This window comes from Pseudothioclava arenosa, from assembly GCF_002358085.1.
Lineage (GTDB): Bacteria > Pseudomonadota > Alphaproteobacteria > Rhodobacterales > Rhodobacteraceae > Pseudothioclava > Pseudothioclava arenosa.
In genome coordinates this window covers 178,795-204,793 of record NZ_NTJD01000005.1, presented here as the reverse complement: position 1 = coordinate 204,793, position 25,999 = coordinate 178,795, and the positions used below count along the sequence as shown (strand labels likewise).

At 63.4% G+C, this 25,999-nt stretch carries 27 protein-coding genes; 11 read left to right on the top strand and 16 right to left on the bottom strand.

Translation table 11 applies throughout. The features are described 5' to 3' along the window. Positions 1 to 85 precede the first annotated feature (85 nt). Genes dnaQ through CLN94_RS08675 form a run of 4 tightly spaced genes read right to left on the bottom strand, consistent with a single transcriptional unit; the run spans position 86 to position 2,802 of the window. Positions 86 to 781, bottom strand: a complete 696-nt coding sequence (gene dnaQ / locus CLN94_RS08690; protein ID WP_096433241.1) for a DNA polymerase III subunit epsilon — start codon at positions 779 to 781, stop codon at positions 86 to 88. A 1-nt stretch (position 782) separates the two neighbouring features. Further along, positions 783 to 1,370 carry a dephospho-CoA kinase gene (gene coaE / locus CLN94_RS08685; RefSeq protein ID WP_096433239.1) on the bottom strand — a complete coding sequence of 196 codons (588 nt, stop codon included), beginning with the start codon at positions 1,368 to 1,370 and terminating at the stop codon, positions 783 to 785. Beyond that, positions 1,367 to 2,206: a shikimate dehydrogenase gene (locus CLN94_RS08680; protein ID WP_096433237.1), complete on the bottom strand. Its 840-nt coding sequence runs from the start codon at positions 2,204 to 2,206 to the stop codon at positions 1,367 to 1,369. Before CLN94_RS08680 ends, coaE begins: the two co-directional genes overlap by 4 nt. Then, positions 2,203 to 2,802: a Maf family protein gene (locus tag CLN94_RS08675; protein ID WP_096433235.1), complete on the bottom strand. Its 600-nt coding sequence runs from the start codon at positions 2,800 to 2,802 to the stop codon at positions 2,203 to 2,205. The genes CLN94_RS08680 and CLN94_RS08675 overlap by 4 nt, the downstream gene beginning before the upstream one ends. 385 nt (positions 2,803 to 3,187) lie before the next feature. Here CLN94_RS08675 and CLN94_RS08670 point away from each other — a divergent pair, with 385 nt between their 5' ends. From CLN94_RS08670 to CLN94_RS08640, 7 genes are all read left to right on the top strand, one after another. Continuing rightward, on the top strand, positions 3,188 to 3,652 hold the full coding sequence (locus CLN94_RS08670) for a CopD family protein (RefSeq protein WP_096433233.1): 465 nt from the start codon (positions 3,188 to 3,190) through the stop codon (positions 3,650 to 3,652). A gap of 138 nt (positions 3,653 to 3,790) precedes the next feature. After that, positions 3,791 to 5,059 carry a transcription termination factor Rho gene (gene rho / locus CLN94_RS08665; protein WP_096433231.1) on the top strand — a complete coding sequence of 423 codons (1,269 nt, stop codon included), beginning with the start codon at positions 3,791 to 3,793 and terminating at the stop codon, positions 5,057 to 5,059. 33 nt (positions 5,060 to 5,092) lie between these two features. After that, entirely contained in the window at positions 5,093 to 6,376 is a 1,284-nt protein-coding gene (gene mnmE / locus CLN94_RS08660; RefSeq protein ID WP_096433229.1) for a tRNA uridine-5-carboxymethylaminomethyl(34) synthesis GTPase MnmE, read from the top strand. A gap of 3 nt (positions 6,377 to 6,379) precedes the next feature. After that, positions 6,380 to 8,251 (top strand): tRNA uridine-5-carboxymethylaminomethyl(34) synthesis enzyme MnmG, encoded by a 1,872-nt coding sequence (mnmG, locus tag CLN94_RS08655; RefSeq protein WP_096433227.1) that lies wholly within the window; start codon positions 6,380 to 6,382, stop codon positions 8,249 to 8,251. Beyond that, a complete protein-coding gene (gene rsmG, locus CLN94_RS08650; RefSeq protein WP_096433225.1) occupies positions 8,248 to 8,868 on the top strand; it encodes a 16S rRNA (guanine(527)-N(7))-methyltransferase RsmG in 621 nt (206 codons plus the stop codon). The genes mnmG and rsmG overlap by 4 nt, the downstream gene beginning before the upstream one ends. Continuing rightward, the gene (locus CLN94_RS08645) at positions 8,861 to 9,676 is read left to right on the top strand and encodes a ParA family protein (RefSeq protein WP_096433223.1); all 816 of its coding nucleotides are present in this window, start codon (positions 8,861 to 8,863) and stop codon (positions 9,674 to 9,676) included. Before rsmG ends, CLN94_RS08645 begins: the two co-directional genes overlap by 8 nt. Before the next feature lies 1 nt (position 9,677). Beyond that, positions 9,678 to 10,568, top strand: coding sequence for a ParB/RepB/Spo0J family partition protein (locus tag CLN94_RS08640; RefSeq protein WP_096433221.1), 891 nt, complete (start codon positions 9,678 to 9,680; stop codon positions 10,566 to 10,568). A 1-nt stretch (position 10,569) separates the two neighbouring features. Here CLN94_RS08640 and CLN94_RS08635 read toward each other — a convergent pair whose 3' ends face one another. The 5 genes from CLN94_RS08635 to rph are packed head-to-tail and all read right to left on the bottom strand — an operon-like array spanning position 10,570 to position 13,784. Further along, positions 10,570 to 10,923, bottom strand: a complete 354-nt coding sequence (locus tag CLN94_RS08635; protein WP_096433219.1) for a YbaN family protein — start codon at positions 10,921 to 10,923, stop codon at positions 10,570 to 10,572. Further along, positions 10,923 to 12,077, bottom strand: a complete 1,155-nt coding sequence (gene hemW, locus CLN94_RS08630) for a radical SAM family heme chaperone HemW (protein ID WP_096433217.1) — start codon at positions 12,075 to 12,077, stop codon at positions 10,923 to 10,925. Before hemW ends, CLN94_RS08635 begins: the two co-directional genes overlap by 1 nt. Before the next feature lie 2 nt (positions 12,078 to 12,079). Continuing rightward, positions 12,080 to 12,463 carry a RidA family protein gene (locus CLN94_RS08625; RefSeq protein ID WP_096433215.1) on the bottom strand — a complete coding sequence of 128 codons (384 nt, stop codon included), beginning with the start codon at positions 12,461 to 12,463 and terminating at the stop codon, positions 12,080 to 12,082. Between the two features lie 2 nt (positions 12,464 to 12,465). Further along, on the bottom strand, positions 12,466 to 13,074 hold the full coding sequence (gene rdgB / locus CLN94_RS08620; RefSeq protein WP_096433213.1) for an RdgB/HAM1 family non-canonical purine NTP pyrophosphatase: 609 nt from the start codon (positions 13,072 to 13,074) through the stop codon (positions 12,466 to 12,468). After that, positions 13,071 to 13,784: a ribonuclease PH gene (gene rph, locus CLN94_RS08615; protein WP_096433211.1), complete on the bottom strand. Its 714-nt coding sequence runs from the start codon at positions 13,782 to 13,784 to the stop codon at positions 13,071 to 13,073. Before rph ends, rdgB begins: the two co-directional genes overlap by 4 nt. A gap of 118 nt (positions 13,785 to 13,902) precedes the next feature. Between rph and hrcA the strand changes: the two genes are divergently transcribed. After that, positions 13,903 to 14,967 (top strand): heat-inducible transcriptional repressor HrcA, encoded by a 1,065-nt coding sequence (hrcA, locus tag CLN94_RS08610; protein ID WP_096433209.1) that lies wholly within the window; start codon positions 13,903 to 13,905, stop codon positions 14,965 to 14,967. 5 nt (positions 14,968 to 14,972) lie between these two features. Continuing rightward, a complete protein-coding gene (locus CLN94_RS08605; RefSeq protein ID WP_096433207.1) occupies positions 14,973 to 15,521 on the top strand; it encodes a nucleotide exchange factor GrpE in 549 nt (182 codons plus the stop codon). Here CLN94_RS08605 and mutS read toward each other — a convergent pair whose 3' ends face one another. Continuing rightward, positions 15,522 to 18,167 (bottom strand): DNA mismatch repair protein MutS, encoded by a 2,646-nt coding sequence (gene mutS, locus CLN94_RS08600; RefSeq protein WP_096433205.1) that lies wholly within the window; start codon positions 18,165 to 18,167, stop codon positions 15,522 to 15,524. Positions 18,168 to 18,285: 118 nt separating this feature from the next. On the opposite strand from mutS, the gene CLN94_RS08595 reads away from it, so the two are divergent. Both CLN94_RS08595 and CLN94_RS08590 read left to right on the top strand, forming a co-directional pair. Next, positions 18,286 to 20,553: an NADP-dependent malic enzyme gene (locus tag CLN94_RS08595; protein ID WP_096433203.1), complete on the top strand. Its 2,268-nt coding sequence runs from the start codon at positions 18,286 to 18,288 to the stop codon at positions 20,551 to 20,553. Between the two features lie 57 nt (positions 20,554 to 20,610). Continuing rightward, a complete protein-coding gene (locus CLN94_RS08590) occupies positions 20,611 to 21,501 on the top strand; it encodes a ribokinase (protein WP_096433201.1) in 891 nt (296 codons plus the stop codon). Here CLN94_RS08590 and phoB read toward each other — a convergent pair. From phoB to tsaD, 6 genes are all read right to left on the bottom strand, one after another. Continuing rightward, positions 21,490 to 22,182, bottom strand: coding sequence for a phosphate regulon transcriptional regulator PhoB (phoB, locus tag CLN94_RS08585; protein WP_096433199.1), 693 nt, complete (start codon positions 22,180 to 22,182; stop codon positions 21,490 to 21,492). The two genes, CLN94_RS08590 and phoB, sit on opposite strands and share 12 nt — an antisense overlap. Positions 22,183 to 22,185: 3 nt before the next feature. Continuing rightward, complete coding sequence (phoU, locus tag CLN94_RS08580) at positions 22,186 to 22,896, bottom strand: phosphate signaling complex protein PhoU (RefSeq protein WP_096433197.1); 711 nt, start codon at positions 22,894 to 22,896, stop codon at positions 22,186 to 22,188. 348 nt (positions 22,897 to 23,244) lie between these two features. After that, complete coding sequence (locus CLN94_RS08575; RefSeq protein WP_096433195.1) at positions 23,245 to 23,664, bottom strand: EVE domain-containing protein; 420 nt, start codon at positions 23,662 to 23,664, stop codon at positions 23,245 to 23,247. Continuing rightward, positions 23,664 to 23,933 (bottom strand): YciI family protein, encoded by a 270-nt coding sequence (locus tag CLN94_RS08570; protein ID WP_096433193.1) that lies wholly within the window; start codon positions 23,931 to 23,933, stop codon positions 23,664 to 23,666. Before CLN94_RS08570 ends, CLN94_RS08575 begins: the two co-directional genes overlap by 1 nt. A gap of 3 nt (positions 23,934 to 23,936) precedes the next feature. After that, positions 23,937 to 24,893 (bottom strand): NAD(P)H-dependent glycerol-3-phosphate dehydrogenase, encoded by a 957-nt coding sequence (locus CLN94_RS08565; protein ID WP_096433191.1) that lies wholly within the window; start codon positions 24,891 to 24,893, stop codon positions 23,937 to 23,939. Further along, complete coding sequence (tsaD, locus tag CLN94_RS08560; protein ID WP_096433189.1) at positions 24,890 to 25,984, bottom strand: tRNA (adenosine(37)-N6)-threonylcarbamoyltransferase complex transferase subunit TsaD; 1,095 nt, start codon at positions 25,982 to 25,984, stop codon at positions 24,890 to 24,892. The genes CLN94_RS08565 and tsaD overlap by 4 nt, the downstream gene beginning before the upstream one ends. Positions 25,985 to 25,999: the final 15 nt, after the last annotated feature.

Below are 25,999 nucleotides of genomic sequence, written 5' to 3'. Positions count from 1 at the left end.
CCCCGGGGGTTAAATGGGAAAAATGGGCGCAAGGCTGCATTTGTTGCGCTTTTGTGTCAGGTTCGCGCAGCATTATTGCCCGCGATCAGCGCCGCCAGATCGCCTTGTCACCCATCTTCTCGATCATCGCGGCATGCGCGGCAGCCTCGGCCTCGGTCAGGCGCGAGGGCAGGGGCACAGGGCGCGGGCGCGGGCGCCACTCTTCGCTCGCGCCGGAAGAGGCGTTTTTCGCCGGAACAGGGTCGATTGAGAGGCCAAAGCCCGGCTGCCGTCCGCCGATCAGCTCAAGATAAACCTCGGCCAGGATCTCGGAGTCGAGCAACGCCCCGTGCAGCGTCCGCGAGGAATTGTCGATGCTGAACCGCCGGCACAGCGCATCGAGCGAGGCGGGCGAGCCCGGAAACTTGCGCCGCGCCATCATCAGCGTATCAAGCGCGCGGTCATTCGCGATCAGCGGCTTGTTCACCCAGCCCAACTCGGCATTGAGGAACTTCATGTCGAAGGCTGCGTTATGGATCACCAGCTTCGCGTCGCCGCCAATGAAATCGAGGAAATCCTGCGCGATTTCGCGGAATTTCGGCTTGTCCGAGAGAAATTCATCGCCCAGCCCGTGCACTTCGAAGGCCTCTTTCGGCATCTCGCGCTCGGGGTTGATATATTGGTGATAGGTGCGCCCGGTTGGCACGTGGTTGAACAGCTCGACGGCGCCGATTTCCACGATCCGGTGGCCTTCCGAGGGCTCAAACCCCGTGGTTTCGGTATCCAGAACGATCTCGCGCATCTCAGCCCCCCAGCTCCGCCACCAGTTCTTGCACAGCGGCGCGGGTTTGCTCAAGCGTCAGCGTCTCGATGATGTAATCGGCGCGGGCCCGTTTTTCGGCGTCAGGCATCTGCCGCGAGAGGATCAGTTCAAGCTCGGCCGCATCCATCGTGCCGCGTTCAAGCACGCGCGCGCGCTGCACCTCGGGCGGGGCGGTCACGACAAGCACCGCGTCGCAGGATTTCTCGGCGCCCGTTTCATACATGAGCGGGATATCCAGCAGCAAAAGCGGCGCATCGGAATGGGCCGAAATAAAGGCCTCGCGCGATTGCGTCGTCAGCGGGTGAACGATCGATTCAAGGCGGGATAGAGCCTGTTTATCGCTGGTCACCACCTTGCGCAGTGCCGCGCGATCAACCGCGCCATCACGGATCGCCTCGGGGTAGATCGCCCCGATCGGCGCCACCGCCGCACCGCCCTTGGCGTAAAGCGCATAGACGGTTGCATCGGCATCCCAGACCGGCACGCCCAGCTCGGCGAACATCTTGGCGGTGGTCGATTTGCCCATCCCGATCGAGCCGGTCAGGCCCAGCAGATACGGCCGGCTCATAGGCTCAGCACCAGGTCGCGCAGCTCGGGGGTGACCTCGGGGCGGCGGCCGAACCAGGCCTCGAACCCCGGCACCGCCTGATGCAAGAGCATGCCGAGCCCATCGACCGTGTGGCAGCCGACGGCTTTGGCGGATTTCAGCAGATCGGTTTCCAGCGGCGTGTAGACGATATCAGTCACCACCGCCTCGGGCGAAAGCGCATCGAGCGGCACGCGGAACTCGGGCTTGCCAACCATGCCGAGTGCGGTGGTGTTGACCACGGTGGCTGCGCCTTCCAGCATATTGCCGGCCCGCACCCAGTCATGGACAACGACGCGGGCGCCGAACTCGGCGCGAAGCTGGTCGGCACGCTCGCGCGAGCGGTTCGAGAGCCGGATTTCAGGGCAGCCGGCCTCAAGCAGCGAGGCGAGGATGGCGCGACATGCACCGCCCGCGCCAAACACCGCCGCCGGGCCAGTCGCCGCGGACCAGTCGGGCAGGTGCTGACGCAAGTTCGCCATGAAGCCGTAACCATCTGTATTATCGGCCTGAATCCGCCCATCCGGCAGGAAGACCAGCGTATTCGCGGCCCCGATCAGTGCCGCACGATCGGTGACGACATCGGCCAAACGCAGCACCGCCTCTTTGTGCGGGATTGTCACGTTGCAGCCCACAAACCCCGCCTTGGGCAGCGTGCGCAGCACGGCTTCCAGATCCTCTGCTGCGACATCCATCGGCACGTAGAACCCCTTGATCCCGTAGCTTTCCAGCCAATAGCGCTGCAGCGCGGGGGATTTGGAATGCGCGATCGGTGATCCGATCACGCCTGCAAGCGGGATCTTGGGATGGTCGGTCATGTCGGCAGCTCTCCTCTTGCGCGGAGCCAGTTCAGGAATTCGATCAGCGGCAGGCCCAGGACCGAGAAATAATCGCCTTCGATGCGAGAGAAAAGCCGCGCGCCTTCCTCTTCGAGCTTGTAGCAGCCGACGGCCCAGCGGATGCTATCCCAGTTGCGGGCGATGTAATCGTCGATGAACGCCTCCGAGAGCGTATGCATGGTCAGCCGTACCTGCCCAACATGGCGCCAGAGCGGCTCGCCGTCGCGGACAACGACAAGCGCTGAGAGCAGGCGATGGGTCTGCCCCGAGAGGGCGCGAAGCTGGGCCTTGGCGTCTTCGGGGGTTTCGGGCTTGGAAAAGACGCGGCCGTTGAGGTCAAGCACCTGATCGGCGCCTAGAACAAGGGCGCCCGGCGTCTTGCCCGAAAGCTTGGCGGCCTTGGCTTCGGCCAGCGCATCGGCCACGTCGCGGGGATTGGCGCCCTCGGCCTCGAGCGCGGCGCGGATCGCCTCTTCGTCGAGGCGCGCGGGCTGGACGGTCACGGACAGCCCCGCGTTGCGCAGAAGCTGCGCGCGGATTTCCGAAGCCGAGGCGAGAAGGACGGGGACAGACATGGGGATAACCGGGCGGATTTGCTTGGGGGGAAATCGGTGAGATGCGAGGGGCTGACGATGCCTGTGGGTATTTCTTAACGTTTTCTCAAGAAAGGTGAAGGTTTGTCCACCTGTGGAACCCGAAAGTCGGGCTTGTGAAAGAGAGGCGCATCGCCGCAGATCATCCTTGGGTTATCCCGGTATTTCTCCACAGCTGAAATTCTTCTAACATATTGAAATAATTGTTTTTATTTAGGTTTCATGCGCAGCTGTGAGGTAAATCTGCCTGAAGCTCTGACGGATGTGGATAGGTCATTAATCCACAGTCTCCACAGGGCCTACATCATCATCATCTTTTTTATTTTCTTTTATTTTTATATTGAGGTTGGGAACGAAAGGGCGTGCCATGACCGATTTTCTCGCTGACTTCTACTTCTGGACCAAAAGCTTTCACGTGATGTCCGTGCTCGCCTGGATGGCGGGGCTGTTCTATCTGCCGCGGCTCTTTGTCTATCACGTCGAAGGGCTGAAGAAGCAGGGCGTGGTGCGCGACTCGGACATGGATCTCTTGTTCCGGCATCAGGAGCGGCTCTTGCTCAAGGCGATCATGAATCCGGCGATGATATCGAGCTGGCTGTTTGGGTTGATGCTGGTGTTCACCCCCGGCATCGTCGACTGGACGAGCATCTGGCCCTGGACCAAGGGCGCTTCGATCCTCGGCATGACCTGGTTTCACATGTGGTGCGGCAAGCAGCGCGTCGCGCTCGCCGAGGGCACCAGCACGCTGACGGGTCGGCAGTACCGGATGATGAACGAGGTGCCGACGATCTTCATGGTGGTAATCGTTCTCTCGGTGATCCTGAAATTCTGAGCATTCATTGACTCAGCGCGCATTCGCGCGTATCTGCAGCCCAAGCCCCGGCCGTCCTGGCCGACCGGTTTTTCTGATATGAGATGACAGCACGCGCGGCCCGGGTTTCGGGTGGCGCGGTATTTGACGGGGATCCCCATGAGCGAACGCCTGAACCTTGCCGACCTGAAAGTCAAAAGCCCGAAAGAGCTGCTGGCGCTGGCCGAGGAATGGGAAATTGAGAACGCCTCGACGATGCGCAAGGGCGAGATGATGTTCTCGATCCTGAAGGAGCATGCCGAGGACGATATAGAGATCGGCGGGGATGGCGTGCTGGAAGTGCTGCAAGACGGCTTTGGCTTCCTGCGCTCGCCCGAGGCGAACTACCTGCCGGGCCCCGATGACATCTATGTTTCGCCCGACATGATCCGTCAGCACAGCCTGCGCACCGGCGATACCGTTTCGGGCGTGATCCGCGCGCCGGGCGAGAACGAGCGGTATTTCGCGCTGACCAAGGTCGAGAGCATCAACTTCGAAGACCCGGAGAAAGCGCGCCACAAGGTGAGCTTCGACAACCTGACGCCGCTCTATCCCGACGAGCGGCTGAAGATGGAAATCGAAGATCCGACGATCAAGGATCGCTCGGCCCGGATCATCGACCTCGTGTCCCCGATCGGGAAGGGCCAGCGTTCGCTGATCGTGGCGCCGCCGCGCACGGGTAAGACGGTTCTGTTGCAGAACATCGCCCATTCGATCGAGACCAACCACCCCGAGTGCTACCTGATCGTTCTGTTGATCGACGAGCGCCCGGAAGAGGTGACCGACATGCAGCGCTCGGTGAAGGGGGAGGTGATTTCCTCGACCTTCGACGAACCGGCGACGCGGCACGTAGCGGTGGCCGAGATGGTGATCGAAAAGGCCAAGCGTCTGGTTGAGCACAAGCGCGACGTGGTGATCTTGCTCGACTCGATCACGCGCCTGGGCCGCGCCTATAACACCGTCGTGCCGAGCTCGGGCAAGGTGCTGACGGGTGGTGTGGATGCGAACGCGCTGCAACGTCCGAAGCGCTTTTTCGGTGCCGCGCGTAACATCGAAGAGGGTGGCTCGCTCACCATCATCGCGACCGCGCTGATCGATACCGGCTCGCGGATGGACGAGGTGATCTTTGAGGAGTTCAAGGGCACGGGTAACTCGGAAATCGTGCTCGACCGCAAGGTGGCCGACAAGCGCGTCTTCCCGGCGATGGATATCCTCAAGTCCGGCACCCGGAAAGAGGACCTGCTGGTCGACGCGAAGGACCTGCAAAAGACCTATCTGCTGCGCCGCATCCTGAACCCGATGGGCACGACGGACGCGATCGAGTTCCTGATCTCGAAGCTCAAGCAGACCAAGACCAACAGCGAATTCTTCGATTCGATGAACGGCTAAGTCGGGCTGACCGACGCGCCGCGAGGGCTGGCGATGGATACGATCTTTGCTTTGGCTACCGCCCGCGGCAAGGCGGGGGTGGCGGTTATCCGCATTTCCGGCCCGCAGGCGAAGGCGGGTGCAGGCGCACTTTGCGGCACGCTGCCCGCGCCACGTCAGGCCGGGTTGCGCAAGCTGCGGCTTGCCGGTGAAGAGCTGGATGAAGCGGTCGTTCTGGTCTTCGAGGAAGGCGCGAGCTTTACCGGCGAAGAGGTGGTGGAGCTGCATATCCACGGGGCGGTCGCCACGGTTTCAGCGGTGCTGCGTGCCCTTGGCGGCTTGGACGGGTTGCGTTTGGCGGAGCCCGGAGAGTTCACGCGGCGGGCGCTGGAAAACGGGCGGCTCGATCTGGCGCAGGTCGAGGGGTTGGCCGATCTGATCGAGGCCGAGACCGAGGCGCAGCGCAAGCAGGCGCTGCGGGTTCTATCGGGCGCTGTTGGTTCCAAGGTCGATGCCTGGCGCACGGATTTGGTGCGCGCTGCCGCGCTGATCGAGGCGACGATTGATTTTGCCGATGAAGATGTTCCTGTCGATGTCTCGCCCGAGGTGCTCGAACTGATCGGGCGCGTGAGCGGCGGTATTGCGGCCGAGCTGCGCGGGATCTCGGCAGGTGAGCGGGTGCGTGAAGGCTTTGAGGTGGCGATCGTCGGACGGCCGAATGCGGGGAAATCGACGCTTTTGAATGCGCTGGCGGGGCGCGAGGCGGCGATTACGTCGGAGATCGCAGGCACGACGCGCGATGTGATCGAAGTGCGCATGGATCTGGCCGGGCTGGCCGTGACGCTCCTGGATACCGCTGGCCTGCGCGAGACCGAGGATGTCGTCGAAAGCATCGGGATCGAGCGGGCGATTTCGCGCGCGAAGGCGGCGGACCTGCGGGTGTTCCTGCTGGATGGCGATGAGGTGCCGCTGATTGCGCCAGAGCCCGGCGATATTGTCGCGCAAGGCAAGGCAGACCTTGCGCCGCGCGACGGGCTTTGCGTGTCCGGCAAGACCGGCGCGGGGATCGATACGCTGATCGCGCAGGTGACTGCGCGGCTCGAAGGGCTTGCTGCGGGCGCCAGCGTCATGTCGCATGAGCGGCACAGGATTTCGCTGATGCGTGCTCAGAGGGCTATGGAATCGGCGCGAAATGAGGTATTGGCGGGGTCCGAGCGCGCGGAGCTGGCTGCCGAAGATCTTCGGACGGCGGCCCGGGCCTTGGAATCGTTGGTCGGGCGGGTCGATGTGGAGCACCTGCTGGACGAGATCTTTGCGAGCTTCTGCATCGGCAAGTGAGGAGTGTTTCACGTGAAACATTTTGACGTCATCGTTGTTGGCGGCGGTCACGCCGGGACCGAGGCGGCCCATGCGGCGGCCCGAATGGGTGCGCAGACCGCACTGATAACGCTGCGCGCCGATGCGATTGGCGTGATGTCGTGCAACCCGGCGATTGGCGGGCTTGGCAAGGGCCACCTCGTGCGTGAGATCGATGCGCTGGACGGCGTGATGGGGCGGGTGGCCGATATGGCGGGCATCCAGTTTCGCCTGCTGAACCGTCGCAAAGGGCCGGCGGTGCGTGGGCCGCGCGCGCAAGCCGACCGCAAGCTTTATCGCGAGGCGATGCAGCGCGAGACGGCATTGCAGCCGAACCTCGAGGTGATCGAGGGCGAGGTTGCCGATTTCCGGATGGATGGCAGGCGTATTGCCGGGGTTATCCTGGCCGATGGCTCGGAGCTGCCGTCGCGCGCCGTGATCCTGACCTCGGGCACATTCCTTAACGGGCTGATCCATATCGGCGATAAGAAGCGGCCCGGCGGGCGGATTGGCGATAAGCCCTCGGTTGCGCTGGCTGAACGCCTGAAGGCGCTGGAGCTGCCGCTTGGGCGGCTGAAAACCGGGACGCCGCCGCGGCTGGACGGGCGCACGATCCGCTGGGATCTGCTGGACGAGCAGCCGGGCGATGAAGATCCGGTCGTGTTTTCCTTCCTGCATCGCAAACCCTTCGCGCGCCAGATCGCCTGCGGGATCACCCATACCAACGAAAAGACGCATGAGGTCATACGCGCGAACCTGTCGCGCTCGGCCATGTATGGCGGGCATATCGAGGGGGTGGGGCCGCGCTATTGCCCCTCGATTGAGGATAAGGTCGTGCGCTTTGCCGACAAATCCGCGCATCAGGTGTTCCTGGAGCCAGAGGGGCTTGATGACGATACCGTCTATCCGAACGGTATTTCGACCTCGCTGCCCGAGGAGGTACAGGAGGAATACGTTCGCTCGATCTATGGCCTCGAGGAGGTCCGCATCCTGCAGCCGGGCTACGCGATTGAATATGACTATGTCGATCCGCGCGCCCTGACGGCGGCGCTTGAGCTGCGTGAAGTGCCTGGGCTGTATCTTGCCGGGCAGATCAACGGCACGACCGGTTATGAAGAGGCCGCAGCTCAGGGGCTTGTGGCTGGGCTAAGCGCCGCGCGCGCTGCGCGTGATGAGGCACCCCATCACTTCAGCCGTGCCAACAGCTATATCGGCGTGATGATCGACGACCTGATAACGCGCGGGGTGTCCGAGCCTTACCGCATGTTCACGTCGCGTGCTGAGTTCCGGCTGTCTCTGCGCGCGGATAATGCTGATCAGCGTCTGACTGGCGTCGGTATCGAATTGGGCTGCGTTGGCGAAACCCGTCAGCGGGCCTTCGGCGAGAAGATGGAGAAGCTCACAGCAGGGCGCGATCTGCTGGAGCACTCGATCCTGACACCCAAGCAGGCGCGGGAGCATGGGATGATGGTGAACCAGGATGGAGAGAAGCGCAGCGCTTTTGCCCTTCTGTCCTTCGCGAATATCGAGTTCGACCAGCTTGTCGCGGCTCTGCCGGAGCTGGCGGCTATTGAGGCCGAGACGGCCGAGCAACTCGCGATTGATGCGCTTTACGCCAATTATGTCCAGCGGCAGGAAGAAGACGCAGCCGCGATTCGGCGCGATGAGGCTTGGGAGATTCCGGCGGGCTTCGATTATGACGCGCTGCCCAGCCTGTCGAACGAGCTGCGCGGCAAGCTCAAGCGCGCGCTTCCGCAAACGCTTGGCCATGCGGCGAAGGTCGAAGGGGTCACCCCGGCGGCATTGACGCTGATTCTGGCGAAACTCAAGCAGATGCGGCGGGCTAAAAGCGCATGACACAACAGGACCGGCTGCCCGGCTTCGATGTTTCACGTGAAACATTGGAGCGCCTTGAGGCCTATGATGCGCTACTGAACAAGTGGAATCCGGCGATCAACCTCGTGTCTCCGGCCACGCTGTCCCAGCTTTGGACGCGCCATTTCCTCGATTCGGCGCAGCTTTTCGATCTGGCCGAGGGTCGGGAGGGGCTTTGGGCCGATCTGGGTTCGGGCGGAGGCTTTCCGGGGTTGGTTCTGGCGATCCTGGCCAGGGAAAAGCGCCCCGCGCAGAAGTTTGTCCTCGTTGAAAGTGACCGACGTAAATCGACCTTTCTGATGACGGTCGCGCGCGAGCTTGGCCTGTCGGTCGAGGTGCGCGCACAGCGAATCGAGGAGGTCGATCCGCTGAATGCCGAGGTTCTCAGCGCGCGCGCCCTTGCGCCGCTTGATCGGCTTTTGGGCTTTGCTGCCCGACATTTGGCCAGCTCGGGCCTGGCGGTTTTCCCGAAGGGTGCATCCTGGCGCGAGGAGCTTGCAGAGGCGCAGAAAAACTGGTCTTTCTCGGTTCAAACCTATCCCAGCCTCACCGATCCCGAGGCGGCAATCCTGACTTTCGCAGAGGTTTCGCGTGTCTGATCCAACCCGACCCCCGGCGCCCCGCATCATCTCGATTACCAATCAGAAGGGCGGCGTCGGCAAGACCACCACCGCGATCAACCTCGCGGCCGCGCTGGCCGAGCAGGGGCAGCGCGTGCTTCTGGTCGACCTCGATCCGCAGGGCAATGCCTCGACCGGTCTCGGCATCGACCCCGAAGACCGCAAGTTCTCGACCTATGATCTCTTGCTCGAGGATATGCCGCTTGAAGATATCTTGCTGCAAAGCGATGTCGACGGGCTCTGGATCTGCCCGGCGACGACCGACCTGTCTTCCGCCGATATCGAGCTGATGGCGAACGAAAAGCGCAGTTTTCTGCTTCATGACGCGCTGCGCCAGCCCGATATCGACAAATTCCGCTTTGATTACATCCTGATCGACTGCCCGCCCTCGCTTTCGCTTCTGACGATCAATGCGATGGTGGCGTCGCAATCGGTCCTAGTGCCGCTTCAGGCCGAGTTTTTCGCGCTTGAAGGCCTCTCGCAGCTGATGCTGACGATCCGCGAGGTGCGCCAAAGTGCGAATAACCAGCTGCGGATCGAGGGTGTCGTGCTGACGATGTATGATGTGCGCAACAACCTGTCGCAGCAGGTCGAGGCGGATGCGCGCGCGACCTTGGGCGAGTTGGTGTTCCGCACGATGATCCCGCGAAATGTCCGCGTTTCCGAGGCGCCGTCCTATGCGCTTCCGGTGCTGAGCTATGATGGCGGCTCGCGCGGGGCGCAGGCCTATCGTGCGCTGGCGCAGGAAATGCTGGCGCGACATGCAATGACGGGCAGGAAGGGCTGATATGAGCGAGAAAAAAGAACGTCGGGGTCTTGGGCGCGGGCTGTCTGCGCTGATGGCCGATGTGAATCTCGGGGCCGCGCCGCAGGAAAATGCGCCGCGCCGCGCCGATTTCTATGTTCCGATCGAAAAGATCGAGCCGAATCCCGATCAGCCGCGCCGCACTTTCGCGCCCGAGGCGCTCCAGGAGCTTGCCGCTTCAATCCGCGAGAAGGGGGTGATTCAGCCCCTGATCGTGCGCAAGCATCCGGGCCGCGCCGAGCACTACGAAATTGTCGCCGGGGAGCGCCGTTGGCGCGCGGCGCAGATGGCGCAGGTGCATGAGCTGCCCGTCATCGTGCGGGATTTCAGTGATACCGAGGTCCTTGAGGTCGCGATCATCGAAAATATTCAGCGGGCCGATCTGAACCCGCTGGAAGAGGCGCTTGGCTATCGTCAGCTGATGGATCGCTTTGGTCATACCCAGGAAAAGCTGGCCGAGGCGCTCTCGAAGAGCCGCTCGCATATCGCCAACCTGCTGCGACTCCTGCAGCTGCCCGATGAACTGCAGGAAATGCTGCGTGAGGGTCGCCTGACGGCCGGCCACGCGCGCGCGCTTTTGACGGCCGATGATCCGCACGGGCTCGCGCGCCAGATCGTCGCAAACGGGCTTTCGGTGCGTGAAACCGAGCGATTGGCGAAAAAAGGCGGCGAATCGACCAAGAAATCCACGCGCTCGCCGCGTCCGACCGAGAAAGACGCCGATACCCGCGCGCTCGAAGCGGATCTGTCGGCGGCAATGGGGATGAGCGTAGCCATTGATCATCAGCCGGATGGCGCGGGCCGTGTGTCGATTTCTTACAAGGACCTCGATCAGCTCGATCAGCTTTGCCAGCTTCTGTCGAATTTCCGCTGATTTAGACGGATGGACGCGTCCAGATGAACAGGCTGACCGCGCCAAGCGCGGCGGCCTGGATCAGGATGATTTTCCAGCCGATTCCAAGGAATAGCGTGATTGCGAAAGTCGCCAGAATCGACACTGTTGCAGCCCATTTCCCACGCTTCGAGATCGCGCCGCGTTCACTCCAATCCGCGATGGCGGGGCCAAACTGAGGGTGATTGAGCAGCCATTGGTGGAGGCGTTCCGAGGATCGCGCAAAGAAGAACGCCGCCAGTAGCACCAAGGGCACCGTTGGAAGTAGCGGCACGAAGGCTCCCACGATCCCAAGCCCGAGCGAGATCAGGCCGCATATCAGCCAGATGATCCGCATCAGGGCATGAGCTCCACGATCAAGGCATTCAGTACCGCCCGGCCGGCATCCGTCGGACAAATTCGACCCTGTTCCAGCGTAATCATGCCTATTTCTTCCAGGTGACGGAGCTTCGCGCGATCCACCGGCTGGCCAGAAAGTGCCTCGTAGCGCGCCAAATCCATCCCTTCGGAAAGCCGGAGGCTGAAAAGCAGATACTCGGTCGCTTGCTCGGATAGAGGCAATGCTTCGCGCGGAAGCTCGCCGTTGCCAGCCGCCTCGACTGCACGCAGCCAGGCCTCTGGCGCACGCGGGGTATCGGTTGCGTGGCGGGTTCCGTCCAGTGTCAGCCGCCCATGCGCCCCGGGCCCGATCCCGAGATAGTCACCATAGCGCCAATAGACGAGGTTGTGACGCGACTCGGCGCCAGGGCGAGCGTGGTTGGAAATCTCATAGGCCGGAAGCCCGTGAGACGAACAAATATCTTGTGTTATCAGATACATATCGGATGCCAACGCATCATCTGGCAGGCCATGAAGCTTTCCTGCCGCGTGGCGGAGGCCAAAAGCGGTGCCGTCCTCGATCGTGAGTTGGTAGAGCGAGAAATGATCGACAGCCATCGCGAGGGCTTCGTGCAGCTCGGCCTTCCAGGCGTTAAGCGACTGATCTTGCCGGGCATAGATCAGGTCAAAGCTGACGCGGTCGAAATGCTTGCGCGCGATGTCGAATGCGGCGCGACCCTCGGCGGCCGAATGCATCCGGCCGAGCCGCTTCAGGTCGGCATCGTTCAGCGCTTGCATCCCCATTGAGATGCGGTTCACGCCCGCCTCGGAATAGGCTCTGAACCGGCCGGATTCGATACTTGTCGGGTTGGCTTCCAGCGTGATCTCGACGTCGTTCGCCAAGGTCCAGGTGGCGCGCACCTTATCGAGGATTGCCTGAACAAGCTCTGGCGCCATCAGCGAAGGGGTGCCGCCGCCGAAAAAGATGGAGTTCAGAACGCGGCCTTTGGTTTCCGCCCCAAGCCGCTCGATCTCGGATAAATAGGCTCTATTCCAGCGTGATTGGTCGATTTCTGCCGCAACATGCGAGTTGAAATCGCAATAGGGGCATTTGGCGGCACAGAAGGGCCAGTGCAGGTAAAGCCCGAATCCTCCGTGCCGCCAGTCGTCCATCGTCAGCCTTTGAAGAGCGTCAGTTCGATCTCGATCTTCATCGCCGGATTGACCAGCCCGGCGACGACCATGGTCGCGGCGGGGCGAATCTCACCGAAGATTTCCGAGAGCGCGGGGATGATTTCTTCCATATAGGCGGGGTCGGTGATGATGTAATTGGCGCGCACGGTGTGCTCGAAGCCAAACCCCGCCTCATCCAGCGCCTTCTTGATCGTGGCGAAGGTGTTGCGGGCCTGATCCAGCGCGCTTTCGGGGAAGGTTTTGGTCTCGGGATCGGCGCCGGTGGTGCCGGCGACAAAGCACCAGTCGCCCTGCGCCACCGCGCGGGAATAACCCAGCTTCGGCTCGTAGGGCGAGCCGCCCGAGATGTTTTTGCGTTCAGACATGATCAAGCCTCAAAGCAGGCGACGAGCTTGCGAAAAGCGTCGGCGCGGTGGGAAATCTCGTTCTTTTTTGCCGGGTCCATTTCGGCGAAGGTGATGTCGTAGCCTTCGGGTTGGAACATCGGATCATAGCCGTGGCCTTGGGCCCCGCGCATCGGCCAGACCAGCTGACCCTCGACCTTGCCTTCGAAAACCTCGTCGCGACCATCGGGCCAGGCCAGAACGAGGGTCGAGCGGAACCGGGCGGTGCGCGGCTCGGGGGCATTGGCCTGTTCGCAGGCGACCCAGGTCTTTTCCATCGCCATCGCGAAATCGCGCCCGTTCGGCGTTTCGGCCCAATCGGCGGTGTAAACGCCCGGCGCGCCGCCAAGGCAATCGACCTCGATCCCGGAATCATCGGCCAGAGCGGGCAGGCCGGTCGCCTTAGCTGCGGCATGCGCCTTGATCCGGGCGTTTCCGACGAAGGTATTTTCGGTCTCTTCGGGCTCGACAAGGCCCTTTTCCTTGGCGCCGACGCAGGTGATGCCGAAAGGCGCGAGCAGCGCCGAGATTTCCTCGAGCTTGCCCGCGTTATGCGTCGCCACCAACAGCGTCTTTTCGCGGAATTTCCTCATTCCGTGGCGGCCTTTTGCGCTTTCACCAGCTCGGCGACGCCTGCTTCGGCCAGATCCAGCAGCTCGTTCATCTGCCCGCGCGAGAAGGTCGCGCCCTCGGCCGACATTTGCACCTCGATCAGCTTGCCAGCGCCGGTCATGATGAAGTTGCCATCGGTGCCCGCCTCGCTGTCTTCGGCATAATCGAGGTCGCAAACCGGCTGACCCGCATAAATCCCGCAGGAAATCGCCGCGACATGATCCAGCAGCGGGTCCGAGGTGCAAACCCCGGCCTTCATCAGTTTGTTCACCGCAAGGCGCAGCGCGACCCAGCCGCCGGTGATCGAGGCGCAGCGCGTGCCGCCATCGGCCTGAATCACATCACAATCGACGACGATCTGACGCTCGCCCAAAGCGACGCGGTCAACGCCCGCCCGCAGCGCGCGGCCAATCAGGCGCTGGATTTCCACGGTGCGCCCACCTTGCTTGCCGGTCGCGGCTTCGCGGCGGTTGCGGGTGTTGGTCGCGCGCGGCAGCATGCCGTATTCGGCAGTGACCCAACCAAGCCCCGTACCCTTGAGGAACGACGGCGGGCGGTCTTCGATGGTGGCGGTGCAGAGCACGTGCGTATCGCCCATCTTGATCAGGCAAGAGCCTTCCGCGTGTTTCGTAACCCCGGTCTCGATTGAAATCGGGCGAAGTTCGCTTAAATTCCGGCCAGAGGGACGCATGCCAAAGTTCCTTTCTCGGGTGTTTGGCGTCCATTTGAGGCCGGGGCGGTCAGGATGCAACCCCGAAGGCGGACTACCGCCGAAGTGGCAAGGTTTTTTGGGCCGGGACAGGCGTGGAATGGAAGATCGGGCGAAAATTCTCTCAGAGCTGAACGACCGGTCGCGCGAAGTGTTCCGTCGGGTGGTCGAGGGCTATCTGGACAGCGGCGAGCCGGTCGGCTCGCGCACGCTGACGCGCACGCTGAACGAAAAGCTCTCGGCGGCGACGGTGCGCAACGTGATGCAGGACCTTGAGCTGATGGGTCTCCTGGACAGCCCGCATGTCAGCGCCGGGCGCGTGCCGACGCAGCTGGGCTTGCGGATGTTTGTCGACGGCTTCATGGAGGTCGCGCATATCGACGCCAATGATCGCGCGGCACTTGAGGGGACAGTCGGCTCGAACGAAAGCGATGTGGCGAGCCTGCTGGACCGGGTTGGCTCGGCGCTGTCGGGGATGACGCATGGCGCGAGCCTCGTGCTGACGCCAAAGCACGAAGCCGCCGTGAAACATATTGAGTTTGTTTCGCTTTCTGCCGATCGCGCGCTTGTGGTTCTGGTCTTTGCCGATGGTCAGGTGGAAAACCGCGTGTTCACGCCGCCGCCCGGCCAAACGCCGTCGTCCATGCGCGAGGCGGCGAATTTCGTCAATGCGCTGGCCGAGGGGCGCACGCTGAGCGAGCTGCGCGGCCACATGGCCCGCGAGATCGGCGCGCGGCGTCAGGAAATCGACGCGCTTGCCGCCGATCTGGTCGAAAGCGGGCTGGCGCAATGGGAGGGGCCGGGCGAATCCTATGAACGATTGATCGTGCGTGGTCGCGCGAACCTCCTGGGCAGCGAGGCGCAGGACCTTGAACGCATCCGCACGCTCTTTGATGACCTCGAACGCAAGCGCGACATCGCGGAGTTCCTCGATCTGACCGAAGAGGGCGACGGGGTGCGCGTTTTTATCGGCTCCGAGAACAAACTCTTCTCACTTTCGGGTTCCTCTTTGGTTGTCTCTCCCTATATGAACGCTGATCGAAAGATTATCGGTGCGGTCGGGGTGATCGGCCCCACGCGGCTCAATTATGGGCGGATCGTGCCGATCGTGGACTATACAGCGCAGCTGGTCGGGCGAATGCTGTCCGGCCGGGGCAAAGGATGAGACGCATGAGCGACAAGAAAGACGAAATTCTCGAAGAGCAAGCACAGGCAACCGAGACCGTCGAAGATATTCTGGAGCAGGATTTCGCCGAGATCGAAGCCCTCCGGGCCGAGCGCGATGAGCTGAAAGACCGTTTCATGCGCGCGCTGGCCGATGCCGAAAACTCGCGCAAGCGCGCCGACCGCGAACGCCGCGAGGCCGAGCAATACGGCGGGTCCAAGCTCGCGCGCGACATGCTGCCGGTGTTTGATGCGCTGCATCGCGCGCTTGAGGTTGCGACCGATGAGCTGCGCGCTCAGGCGGGCCCGATGATCGAGGGCGTCGAGCTGACCCAGCGTGAACTGCTGAACGTGTTCTCGCGTCATGGGATCACCGCGGTCATGCCGAAAGTGGGCGATAAATTCGACCCGCAGATCCACGAGGCGATGTTCGAGGCGCCCGTGCCGAACACCGTCGCGGGCGACATCATCCAGGTGATGGAGCAGGGCTTCCTGCTGCACGATCGGCTGCTGCGCCCGGCGAAGGTCGGTGTCAGCTCGATGCCGAAGGGCTGATCATTCGGCTAACAACCCCCGAAGATCATAGAGCGCCGCGAGAGCTTCTCGCGGCGTCATTTCATCCGGGATCAGCTCTTGCAGGCGCAGTTCGACCGCCGAGGGGCCAGTCGGCTTTTGCGCCGGTTGAGGCGTGTTAGAGACTGAAAACAAGGGCAGATCGTCGATGATCGCCTGTTTCTGGCTCCCCGATTCCCGCTCGCCCTTCTCCAGCGCATCCAGCACAACGCGCGCGCGTTCGACGACCGATTGCGGCAGCCCCGCCAGCCGCGCGACCTGAACGCCATAGCTGCGATCGGCCGCGCCCTTGTGGACCTCGTGAAGGAAAATCACCTCGCCATCCCATTCCTTGACGGCGACGGTCGCGTTTTCCACCCCGTCCAGCTTGGCCGAAAGTGCGGTCATTTCGTGGTAATGCGTGGCAAACAGCGCGCGGCAACGGTTCGCGCCGTGCAGATGCTCCATCACCGCCCAGGCGATCGAGAGCCCGTCATAGGTCGCCGTGCCGCGCCCGATTTCATCCAGGATCACCAGCGCCCGGTCATCCGCCTGATTGAGGATCGCGGCGGTTTCGACCATCTCGACCATGAAGGTCGAGCGACCGCGCGCAAGGTCATCGGCGGCGCCGACGCGGCTGAACAGCTGACTGACCAGACCGATATGCGCGCGCCGCGCCGGAACAAAGCTGCCCGCCTGTGCCAGAAGCGCGATGATCGCGTTTTGCCGCAGGAAGGTCGATTTACCTGCCATGTTCGGGCCAGTCAGCAGCCAGATCGCGGGCGTTTCGCCCGGGGTCAGCGCACAGTCATTCGCAATGAAAGGCTCGCCCGAGCGTTTCAGCGCAAGCTCCACGACCGGGTGCCGCCCGGCCTCGATCTCAAAGGCGCGCGAGGCATCGACCTGCGGTTCGACCCAGCTTTCGGCCGCCGCCAGATCGGCAAAGGCCGCTGCAAGGTCAATCTCGGCGAGCGCACGCGAGGCCTCGTTGACGCTGGCTGCGTGGTTCATAATTTCACGTTTCAGGCTGTTATAGAGCCGTTTTTCGATCTCAAGCGCATGGTTGCCCGCGTTCAGGATGCGCGTTTCCAGCTCGCTCAGCACGACGGTGGTAAAGCGCACCTGGTTCGCGGTGGTCTGACGGTGGATGAAGGTTTCCGACAGCGGCGCGGCCAGCATCTTATCGGCATGGGTCGACGTGCATTCGATGAAATAGCCCAGCACGTTGTTATGCTTGATCTTGAGCGACGAAATCCCCGTCTGCTCGACATATTCCGCCTGAAGCCGGGCGATTACACCGCGGCCTTCGTCGCGCAGCTTACGGGTTTCGTCGAGTTCTTCGTGATAGCCGGGCGCGATGAACCCGCCGTCGCGCGCCAAAAGGGGCGGTTCGGCCACCAACGCAGCGTCGAGGAGCGCGACCAGCTCGTCATGGCCGGTCAGCGCCTTGGCGCCATTGGCCAAAAGCGCGGGTGTATCGTTGCGTTCAAGCTTTTGGGCAATCAAGAGCGCCTGCCCAAGCCCGTTGCGGATCGCGGCCATGTCGCGCGGGCCGCCGCGATCAAGCGCAAGGCGGCCAAGGGCGCGATCCATGTCGGGGCAGCGCTTGAGATCGCTGCGCAGATCCGAGGCGAATAGGCTCTGTTCCAGCAGAAAACGCACAGATTCATGGCGCGCGTGGATCTGCGGCAGGTTGCGTGAGGGCGCCGAGATCCGGCGTTCAAGCAGCCGTGCGCCACCGGCGGTCACGGTGCGGTCGATCGCGTGCAAGAGCGAGCCTTCGCGCCCGCCGGACAGTGCCTGCGTCAGCTCAAGGTTCCGGCGCGTCGCGGCGTCGATTTGCATCAGGCCGCCCGCCTCTTCGCGCACCGGGCGGCGCAAGAGCGGCAGTTTCCCGCGTTGGGTCAGGTCGAGGTAGTCGACGATCGCGCCCATGGCGGACACTTCGGCGCGCGAAAACGTGCCGAAGGCATCCAGAGAGCCCACCGAAAACAGCCCGCAAAGCCGGCTTTCGGCGCCCTGGCTGTCAAAGCTTGCACGCGCCATCGGCGTAAGCGCCGCACGCAGATCAGAGACTATTTCGGCACAATCAGGCTCTTTCACTTCGCTGACAAGCACCTCGCGCGGGGCAAGCCGCGCGAGTTCGGGCCCAAGCCGCGAAAGCGGGCAGGGCATCACGCGAAAATCGCCAGTCGAGATATCGACCCAGGCCAGCGCGGCTTCGTCGCGTACCTCGGACCAGGCGGCGAGGAAATTGTGGCGACGGGCTTCGAGCAGGCTTTCCTCGGTCAACGTGCCGGGGGTGACCAGCCGCACCACGTCGCGTTTCACCACCGATTTCGAGCCGCGCTTCTTCGCCTCGGCGGGGTCTTCGAGCTGCTCGGCGATGGCAACGCGGAACCCTTTGCGGATCAGCGTGAGCAGATAGCCCTCGGCGGCATGAACCGGGACACCGCACATCGGGATATCCTGGCCAAGATGTTGGCCGCGCTTGGTCAGCGCGATATCGAGCGCCGCCGCCGCTGCCACCGCGTCATCAAAGAACATCTCGTAGAAATCACCCATCCGGTAGAACAGAAGCGCGCCGGGGTTGGCCTCTTTGATCTCCAGAAATTGCGCCATCATCGGCGTGACGGTCGGCTCGGCCATGTCTGTCCCCCTGTTCTTCGCGCGCGAGCCTACAAAAGGGCGAAAAGACGTGCAAATCCATTGAGGGATTTCGTCACACTCGCTAAGAGGGGCGGGCTTTCAGGAGGAACTTGGCCCCATGTCCAGCAAGAACCGCATCACGCCCGAAGAGGCGCTGGCTTATCACCTCGATCCTCGTCCGGGGAAATACGACATCGTCGCCTCCAAGGCGATGAGCACCCAGCGCGACCTGTCGCTGGCCTACAGCCCCGGCGTAGCGGTTCCGGTCGAGGCGATCGCGGCCAATCCCGAGACGGCTTATGACTACACGGTCAAGGGCAACATGGTGGCGGTTGTGTCGAACGGCACGGCGATCCTCGGGCTGGGCAACCTTGGCGCGCTGGCGTCGAAACCGGTGATGGAAGGCAAGGCGGTGCTGTTCAAGCGCTTTGCCGACGTCAACGCCATCGACATCGAGCTGGACACCGAGGACCCCGAGGAAATCATCAAGGCCGTGAGCCTGATGGGCCCGACCTTCGGCGGTATCAACCTCGAAGACATCAAGGCGCCCGAGTGCTTCATCATCGAACAGCGGCTGAAGGAAATCATGGACATTCCGGTGTTCCATGACGACCAGCACGGCACGGCGGTGATCTGCGCGGCGGGGCTTATCAACGCGCTCGAAATTTCGGGCAAGAAGATCGAAGACTGCAAGATCGTGCTGAACGGCGCGGGCGCGGCGGGGATCGCCTGCCTCGAGCTGGTCAAGGCGATGGGCGCCAAGCACGACAATTGCATCATGTGCGACACCAAGGGTGTGATCTATCAGGGCCGCACCGAGGGCATGAACCAGTGGAAATCGGCCCATGCGGCGGTGACCGAAGCGCGCACCCTCGAAGAGGCGATGGTGGGCGCGGATGTGTTCCTTGGCGTCTCGGCCAAGGGCGCGGTGACGCCGGAAATGGTCGCCTCGATGGGCGATAATCCGGTGATCTTCGCGATGGCGAACCCGGACCCGGAAATCACCCCCGAAGAGGCCCACGAAGTGCGCGAAGACGCGATCGTGGCGACGGGCCGGTCGGATTATCCGAACCAGGTGAACAACGTTCTGGGCTTCCCCTACCTGTTCCGCGGTGCGCTCGACATCAACGCGCGCGCAATCAACGACGAGATGAAGATCGCCTGCGCCAAGGCGCTGGCCGAGCTGGCGCGCGAAGACGTGCCCGACGAGGTTGCGATGGCCTATGGCCGCAAGCTCAGCTTTGGCCGCGATTACATCATTCCGACGCCTTTCGACCCGCGGCTGATCCATGTGATTCCGCCGGCGGTGGCCAAGGCGGGCATGGATACCGGCGTGGCGCGTCGGCCGATCATCGACATGGAGGCCTATACGCTCAGCCTCAAGGCGCGGATGGACCCGACGGCGTCGATCCTGCAGGGCATTCACGCCCGCGCGCGTCAGGCGCAGGCCCGGATGGTCTTTGCCGAGGGCGACGATCCGCGCGTGCTGCGGGCGGCGGTTGCCTATCAGCGGGCCGGCATGGGTCAGGCGCTGGTTGTCGGGCGTGATACGGACGTCAAGGAAAAGCTTGAGGCCGCCGGGATCGGCGACGCCTATCGCGAGCTGACCATCGTCAACGCCGCCAACACCCGCCATCTCGATGCCTATCGCGATTTTCTTTACAAGCGGCTGCAGCGCAAGGGCGTCGACCGTGAAGACGCGCATAAGCTGGCGACGCGCGACCGGCATGTGTTCTCGGCACTGATGCTGGCGCATGGTCACGCCGATGGCATGATCACCGGCGCCACGCGGAAATCGGCGCATGTGCTGGAGCTCATCAACAAGGTCTATGACGCGGCGCCGTCAGATGGCGCGGTCGGGATCACCGCCGTGCTGATCAAGGGCCGGATTGTTCTGATGGGCGACACGTTGGTGCAGGAATGGCCCGACGAGCATGACCTGGCAGACATCGCGACGCGGGGTGCGCAGGTTGCCCGCGCGCTGGGTCTCGAGCCGCGCGTGGCGTTCTGTTCCTTCTCGACCTTCGGCTATCCGGTCTCGGAGCGCGCGACCAAGATGCATATCGCGCCGCATGTGCTCGATGAGCGGGGCGTCGATTTCGAATATGATGGCGAGATGACCGTCGACGTGGCGCTGAACATGGAACAGATGAAGCAATATCCGTTCTGCCGCTTGACCGGCCCGGCGAATATTCTTGTGGTTCCGGCGCGGCACTCGGCCTCGATCTCGGTCAAGATGCTGCAGGAACTGGCTGGCGCCACGGTGATCGGCCCGATCCTGACCGGCATCGCCGATCCGATCCAGATCTGCTCCAAGACCTCGACGGTCAGCGATATCCTGAACATGGCGGCGCTGGCGGCGTGCCGCATCGGCCAGTCGAAGTAAGCGCTTTCGCCTGAACGGTTTCACGCGCTAGTCTCCCGGAAACTCCGGGAGGCTGCCGTGACCGTCTTCAATCTGGGCTCGATCAACACAGACCATTTCTATCGGCTCGCGCATCTGCCCGCGCCCGGTGAAACGCTGGCCGCGCAAAGCTATGCGCGGGGTTTGGGCGGCAAGGGCGCGAACCAGTCCGTTGCGGCGGCGTGCGCAGGGGCCGAGGTGCGCCATATTGGCGCGATCGGGCCCGAGGGCGGCTGGATGGTCGAGCGACTCACCGCGCTGGGCGTCGATTGCCGTCATGTTGCGCAGCTTGAAACCGTATCCGGCCACGCGATCATCAATATCGACGCGGCGGGTGAAAATGCGATCGTGATCGTGCCCGGTGCAAACCGTGCCATTCCCGAGGCGCTTGCGCGCGAGGCCTTGGCGGGCGCGGGTCCGGGCGATGTTCTGATCTTGCAAAACGAGACCTCGCTTCAGGTCGAAACGGCCCGCTTTGCGCAGGAACAGGGTCTTTTTGTGGTCTATTCCGCAGCACCTTTCGAGGCGGATGCGGCGCTTGCGGTGCTGCCGCATGTCTCGCTTTTGCTGCTGAACGAGATCGAAGCCGCGCAACTTTGCGCGGCGCTCGAGGTGTCGCTTGAATCGCTGCCGGTGCCCGCGATTTGCATGACGCGTGGCGCGCAAGGCGCGTTGTGGCTTGAGCCCGAGGCCGGGCGGCGGATTGAGGCGCCGGCGTTTCGTGTCACCCCGGTCGATACCACAGGCGCAGGCGATACCTTCGCCGGATATCTCGTGGCGGGGCTTTCGCAGGGGCTCGACCCGGCGAGCGCAATGCGGCGCGCTTCGGCGGCGGCGGCGCTCAAGGTGACGCGGCAGGGCACCGCCGAGGCAATCCCGTCGGCGGCGGAAACCGAGGCTTTTCTGCAAGAACAGAGCCTATCCGAGTGAATATCCCGCGCCGCGGACGGTGCGCACGGGGTCTTCGCCGCCCGCCGCCTTCAGGGCCTTGCGCAGGCGACCGACATGCACGTCGATGGTGCGGCTATCGACGTAGATATCGCGACCCCAGACCCGATCCAGCAATTGCTCGCGGGTCCAGACGCGACCCGGTTTCTCCATCAGCGTGGCGAGCAGGCGGAACTCGGTCGGGCCGAGCTTGAGCAGCTCGCCATTGCGATAGACGCGGTGTTCCTCGGTATCGAGGGTGATGTCGTCGTAGCTCAGACGTTCGCCCATAGCGGCGGGCCGGGTGCGGCGAAGCTGTGTGCGCAGTCGCGCCAGCAGTTCGAGCACGGAATAGGGTTTGACGACGTAATCATCCGCGCCGGTTTCGAGGCCGCGCACCCGGTCGGCCTCTTCGGAGCGGGCTGAGAGCATGATGATCGGGATCGCGCGCGTCTCGGGGTTGGATTTCACGCGGCGGCAAATCTCGATCCCCGAGACATTGGGCAGCATCCAGTCGAGGATGATCAGGTCGGGCTCCTCCTCGCGCACCATCATCAGCGCCTCGTCGCCGTTTTCGGCCATGACGACACGAAAGCCCTCGGCTTCGAGGTTGTAGCGCAGAACCTCTCGCTGGGCGGCCTCGTCTTCGACGACGAGGATACAGGGGGGCCGGGGCGTCGCCATAAATCAGGCCCCTTGAGCGTCCGAGGTCGGCACGCTTTCGGTTTTCGGGCGCGGCTCGTCCGGCATCCCGCCCGAAACGAGGTAAATCACCTGCTCGGCGATCGAGGTTGCATGGTCGCCCATGCGCTCGATGTTCTTGGCGATGAAATGCAGGTGCATGCAGGGCGTGATGTTGCGCGGATCTTCGAGCATGTAGGTCAGGAATTCGCGAAACAGCGCGTTATACATCTGGTCGACCTCAAGGTCGCGCTCGCGCACATCGCCGGCAAGGCCGACGTCGCGCTGAATGTAGCTATCAAGCACGTCCTGCAGCATCGACTCCACCGCAATCGCCATGCGCCGGATTGCCCCGGTCGAGCCGGCAATCTCGGGCATCTGCATCAGCACAAGCGATCGCTTCGCGATGTTCTTGGCGTAATCGCCGACCCGTTCGAGGCTGGCCGAGATCTTGATGACCGACAGTGCGAGGCGCAGATCGCCCGCGGTCGGAGAGCGCAGCGCGATCAGCAGGGCAGCCTGTTCGTTGATCTTTTCCTCAAGCGCATCGACGGCGCGGTCGTTGAGGCGCACGGCGGCAGCCAGTTCTTCGTCGCGCTCGGCAAGGGCGCGCGCGGCATCGAGGATCTGTTGCTCGACCAGCCCGCCCATCTTCATCACAAGCGCCTGAACCGACTCCAGATCTTGATCGTAGGATGAAACGATATGCTTGCTCATGCGTGTCTCCTTGGGCGAGGCCGGATTCTGGCATCATATGAGGCCACCGCCGGGCTTACAGCCCCCATTTTCCGTCGGACCGGGCCAGATAACCCTGTCGGCTCGGCTCACCGCTTTGGCAGGGAAATGTGACAGGGGCATGAAGCGCCGCCCTGCAGGCGTTAACGATTGAGTTTGCGTCAAATTTTCAAAAGCAAATCGTTGAAGCGACTCGGGTCCGGGCGTATCCATAACGAACCGGCCAGTATGGCCAGGACCCAGATTTAGTTTCACGTGTGGTGCGTAGGGGAGCACGTGGGTGACGGAGGGTCCTGGTAGGGGTGCCGGGGCCCTCCATTTATGCTCGGATCAGGGATCGACGCCGCCCAGATCGCAGACGATCTTCCACTCCTCTTCCGTGACCGGCTGCACGGACAGGCGCATGGATTTTACCAAGGACATCTCGGTCAGGCGCGGATCGGATTTGACCTGCGCCAGCGTTACCGGCGTCTTCAGCGGGCGCACCGCCTTGATATCCACGCAATCCCAGCGCGGATCCTCGGTGGTCGAATCCGGGTGCGACTCGGCGCAGACCTCGACGATGCCGACGATCTCCTTGCCCAAGTTCGAGTGATAGAAGAACCCGAGGTCGCCGATCTTCATCGCGCGCATGTTGTTCCGGGCGAGGTAGTTGCGCACCCCGTTCCATTCCTCGCCGACATCGCCCTTGGCGACCTGATCGTCCCAGGACCAGACATCGGGCTCGGATTTGAACAACCAATAGGCCATCAGCCGATCACCTTCTTCCATTCCTGCACCGAGACCGATTCAAACAGCCCGGCATGCGCATAGGGATCGCCCGCAGCCCAGGCCTTGGCGGCGTCGAGGCTGTCGGCATCAAGGATCACCAGCGAGCCGCACATCTGGCCGTCTTCCAGAAACGGGCCGGCCATCGCGACGATGCCGGTTTCCTCGATATAGGCGAGATGCGCGGCGCGCGTGTCGAGGCGGGTCTGAAGTTGGCCGGGTTTGTCGCGGCAGATGACGGCATACAGCATGGGTTACTCCTGTTTCAGGGGGCGTGCGAGCAAGGTTAGAACGGCTTCGGGCACCGAGATGCGGGCTTCGGTCAGCGCTGCGATCATCGAGGCGACGGGCATGTCGATTTTACGCTTTTCAGCCAGAATAGAGACTGCTTTGGCGGTGGCAACGCCTTCGACGGTCACGCTCGGGTCAAAGGCCTCGCCCGCGCCAAGCGCCAGGCCAAAGCGGAAGTTGCGCGACAGCGGCGAGGTGCAGGTCAGCACGAGGTCACCGAAACCGGACAGGCCCGAAAGCGTCTCGGGGCGGGCGCCCTGAGCGACGGCAAAGCGCACCATCTCGGCAAAGCTGCGGGTCATCAGCGCGGCGCGCGCCGAGTCGCCCAAGCCTGCGCCGATCACCACACCCGCGCCGATCGCATAGACATTCTTGAGCGCCCCGCCCAGCTCGGCGCCGGTGAGGTCGGTGGTGCGATAAAGCCGCAGGCTCGGTGTCGAAAGCGCCTGTTGCAGCGCCTCGTCATCCTCGGGCGTCGCCAGCGTCAGCGCGGTCGGCAGCCCGCGCGCGATATCGGCGGCAAAGCTCGGGCCGGTCAGCAGGGCAGGCACGGCATCGGGGCAAAACTGCCGGATCAGCGCGCTCGGGCCCTGCAGGGTTTGCAGGTCGATCCCCTTCGAGCACGACACCAGCGTCTTGCTCTGAAGCAGCCCGGCATGCTCGGCCAGAAAGGCGCCGGTTCGTTGCATCGGAACCGCCAGAAGCGCGGTCTCGGACCGCGCCGCAAGCGCGATTTCGGCTGTAACAGAGATGTTTTCGGGCAGGCGCGGCCCCTTCAGGCGGCGGCTGTTCTCGCGCGTGCGCTGCATTTCCTCGGCATGGTCTGCGTCGCGCGCCCAAAGCGTGACGGGCCCGTTCTGCGCGAGGGTGATGGCGAGGGCCGTGCCAAAAGCGCCGGCTCCAAGGACCGAGATACTCATGCCTTGGCTCCTTTCTTGCCCGAACCCAGAAGCGGGTTGGCGGATTGGTCAAGCGGCCAGCGCGGCCGGGCCGACAGCGCCAGATCGTCACGCGCGCCGAGCCGGTAGCGCTCGATCCCGGCAAAGGCGATCATCGCGGCATTGTCGGTGCAAAGACGCAAGGGCGGCGCAAGGAAACGCGCCCCGACTTCGGCCGAAACAGTCTCTAATGCAGCCCGAATGGCCGAATTTGCCGCGACACCACCTGCGACGGCAAAGGCGGGGGTCGCGGGTTCCTCTGCCAGGTAGATCGCCAGGGCGCGGCGGGATTTTTCCGCCAGCACATCGCTGACGGCGGCCTGGAAGCCTGCGCAAAGGTCCGAACGGATCTGGCGCGGCAGCCCGCCATGCTCGGCCACGACCTCGTCGCGGGCGCGCAGGATTGCGGTTTTCAGCCCTGAGAAGGAAAAATCGCAGCCGGGTCGGTCCAGCAGCGGGCGCGGAAAGCGAAACGCCTTGGGGTCGCCCTTTTTCGCTTCGGCCTCGACGGCAGGGCCTCCGGGTTGCGGCAGGCCCAGAAGCTTGGCGGTCTTGTCAAAGGCTTCGCCGGGCGCGTCGTCGATCGTGCCGCCCAGCCGCGAGAAGTCTTCAGGCCCGCGCACCAGCAGGAACTGGCAATGTCCGCCCGAAACCAGCAGCATCAGATAGGGAAACGCGAGCCCATCGGTCAGGCGCGGCGTCAGAGCGTGCCCGGCCAGATGGTTCACCCCGATGAGCGGCAGCCCGGCGCCGGCGGCGATGCCCTTGGCGCACATCACGCCCGATATCACGCCCCCGATCAGCCCGGGCCCGGCCGTTACCGCAACCCCATCCAGCTGGGTCAGCGTCATCCCGGATGCGGCAAGCGCCTCTTCGACGCAAAGGTCGAGCTTTTCGGCATGGGCGCGCGCGGCGATCTCGGGCACGACCCCGCCAAAGGCCGCGTGCAGCTCGGTCTGGCCCGCGACGACGGAGGACAGGATCTCGGCCCGGTCGCCCTCAACGCGCACGACCGCCGCGGCGGTATCGTCGCAGCTCGATTCGAGGCCGAGGAAGGTCAGGGTGTGAGACATGCTGCTCCGGTTGCG

Bases quoted from the DNA above. Each gene is read 5' to 3' on its own strand.
- CLN94_RS08565 (WP_096433191.1), bottom strand. From the start codon at position 24,893: ATGAGTATCTCGGTCCTTGGAGCCGGCGCTTTTGGCACGGCCCTCGCC.
- hrcA (WP_096433209.1), top strand. From the start codon at position 13,903: ATGGAAGATCGGGCGAAAATTCTCTCAGAGCTGAACGACCGGTCGCGC.
- phoU (WP_096433197.1), bottom strand. From the start codon at position 22,896: ATGAGCAAGCATATCGTTTCATCCTACGATCAAGATCTGGAGTCGGTT.
- CLN94_RS08570 (WP_096433193.1), bottom strand. From the start codon at position 23,933: ATGCTGTATGCCGTCATCTGCCGCGACAAACCCGGCCAACTTCAGACC.
- CLN94_RS08680 (WP_096433237.1), bottom strand. From the start codon at position 2,206: ATGACCGACCATCCCAAGATCCCGCTTGCAGGCGTGATCGGATCACCG.
- CLN94_RS08635 (WP_096433219.1), bottom strand. From the start codon at position 10,923: ATGCGGATCATCTGGCTGATATGCGGCCTGATCTCGCTCGGGCTTGGG.
- rho (WP_096433231.1), top strand. From the start codon at position 3,791: ATGAGCGAACGCCTGAACCTTGCCGACCTGAAAGTCAAAAGCCCGAAA.
- CLN94_RS08575 (WP_096433195.1), bottom strand. From the start codon at position 23,664: ATGGCCTATTGGTTGTTCAAATCCGAGCCCGATGTCTGGTCCTGGGAC.
- CLN94_RS08595 (WP_096433203.1), top strand. From the start codon at position 18,286: ATGTCCAGCAAGAACCGCATCACGCCCGAAGAGGCGCTGGCTTATCAC.
- coaE (WP_096433239.1), bottom strand. From the start codon at position 1,370: ATGAGCCGGCCGTATCTGCTGGGCCTGACCGGCTCGATCGGGATGGGC.
- CLN94_RS08640 (WP_096433221.1), top strand. From the start codon at position 9,678: ATGAGCGAGAAAAAAGAACGTCGGGGTCTTGGGCGCGGGCTGTCTGCG.
- mnmE (WP_096433229.1), top strand. From the start codon at position 5,093: ATGGATACGATCTTTGCTTTGGCTACCGCCCGCGGCAAGGCGGGGGTG.
- CLN94_RS08625 (WP_096433215.1), bottom strand. From the start codon at position 12,463: ATGTCTGAACGCAAAAACATCTCGGGCGGCTCGCCCTACGAGCCGAAG.
- rph (WP_096433211.1), bottom strand. From the start codon at position 13,784: ATGCGTCCCTCTGGCCGGAATTTAAGCGAACTTCGCCCGATTTCAATC.
- CLN94_RS08605 (WP_096433207.1), top strand. From the start codon at position 14,973: ATGAGCGACAAGAAAGACGAAATTCTCGAAGAGCAAGCACAGGCAACC.
- phoB (WP_096433199.1), bottom strand. From the start codon at position 22,182: ATGGCGACGCCCCGGCCCCCCTGTATCCTCGTCGTCGAAGACGAGGCC.
- tsaD (WP_096433189.1), bottom strand. From the start codon at position 25,984: ATGTCTCACACCCTGACCTTCCTCGGCCTCGAATCGAGCTGCGACGAT.
- mutS (WP_096433205.1), bottom strand. From the start codon at position 18,167: ATGGCCGAGCCGACCGTCACGCCGATGATGGCGCAATTTCTGGAGATC.
- rdgB (WP_096433213.1), bottom strand. From the start codon at position 13,074: ATGAGGAAATTCCGCGAAAAGACGCTGTTGGTGGCGACGCATAACGCG.
- CLN94_RS08675 (WP_096433235.1), bottom strand. From the start codon at position 2,802: ATGTCTGTCCCCGTCCTTCTCGCCTCGGCTTCGGAAATCCGCGCGCAG.
- dnaQ (WP_096433241.1), bottom strand. From the start codon at position 781: ATGCGCGAGATCGTTCTGGATACCGAAACCACGGGGTTTGAGCCCTCG.
- CLN94_RS08670 (WP_096433233.1), top strand. From the start codon at position 3,188: ATGACCGATTTTCTCGCTGACTTCTACTTCTGGACCAAAAGCTTTCAC.
- rsmG (WP_096433225.1), top strand. From the start codon at position 8,248: ATGACACAACAGGACCGGCTGCCCGGCTTCGATGTTTCACGTGAAACA.
- hemW (WP_096433217.1), bottom strand. From the start codon at position 12,077: ATGGACGACTGGCGGCACGGAGGATTCGGGCTTTACCTGCACTGGCCC.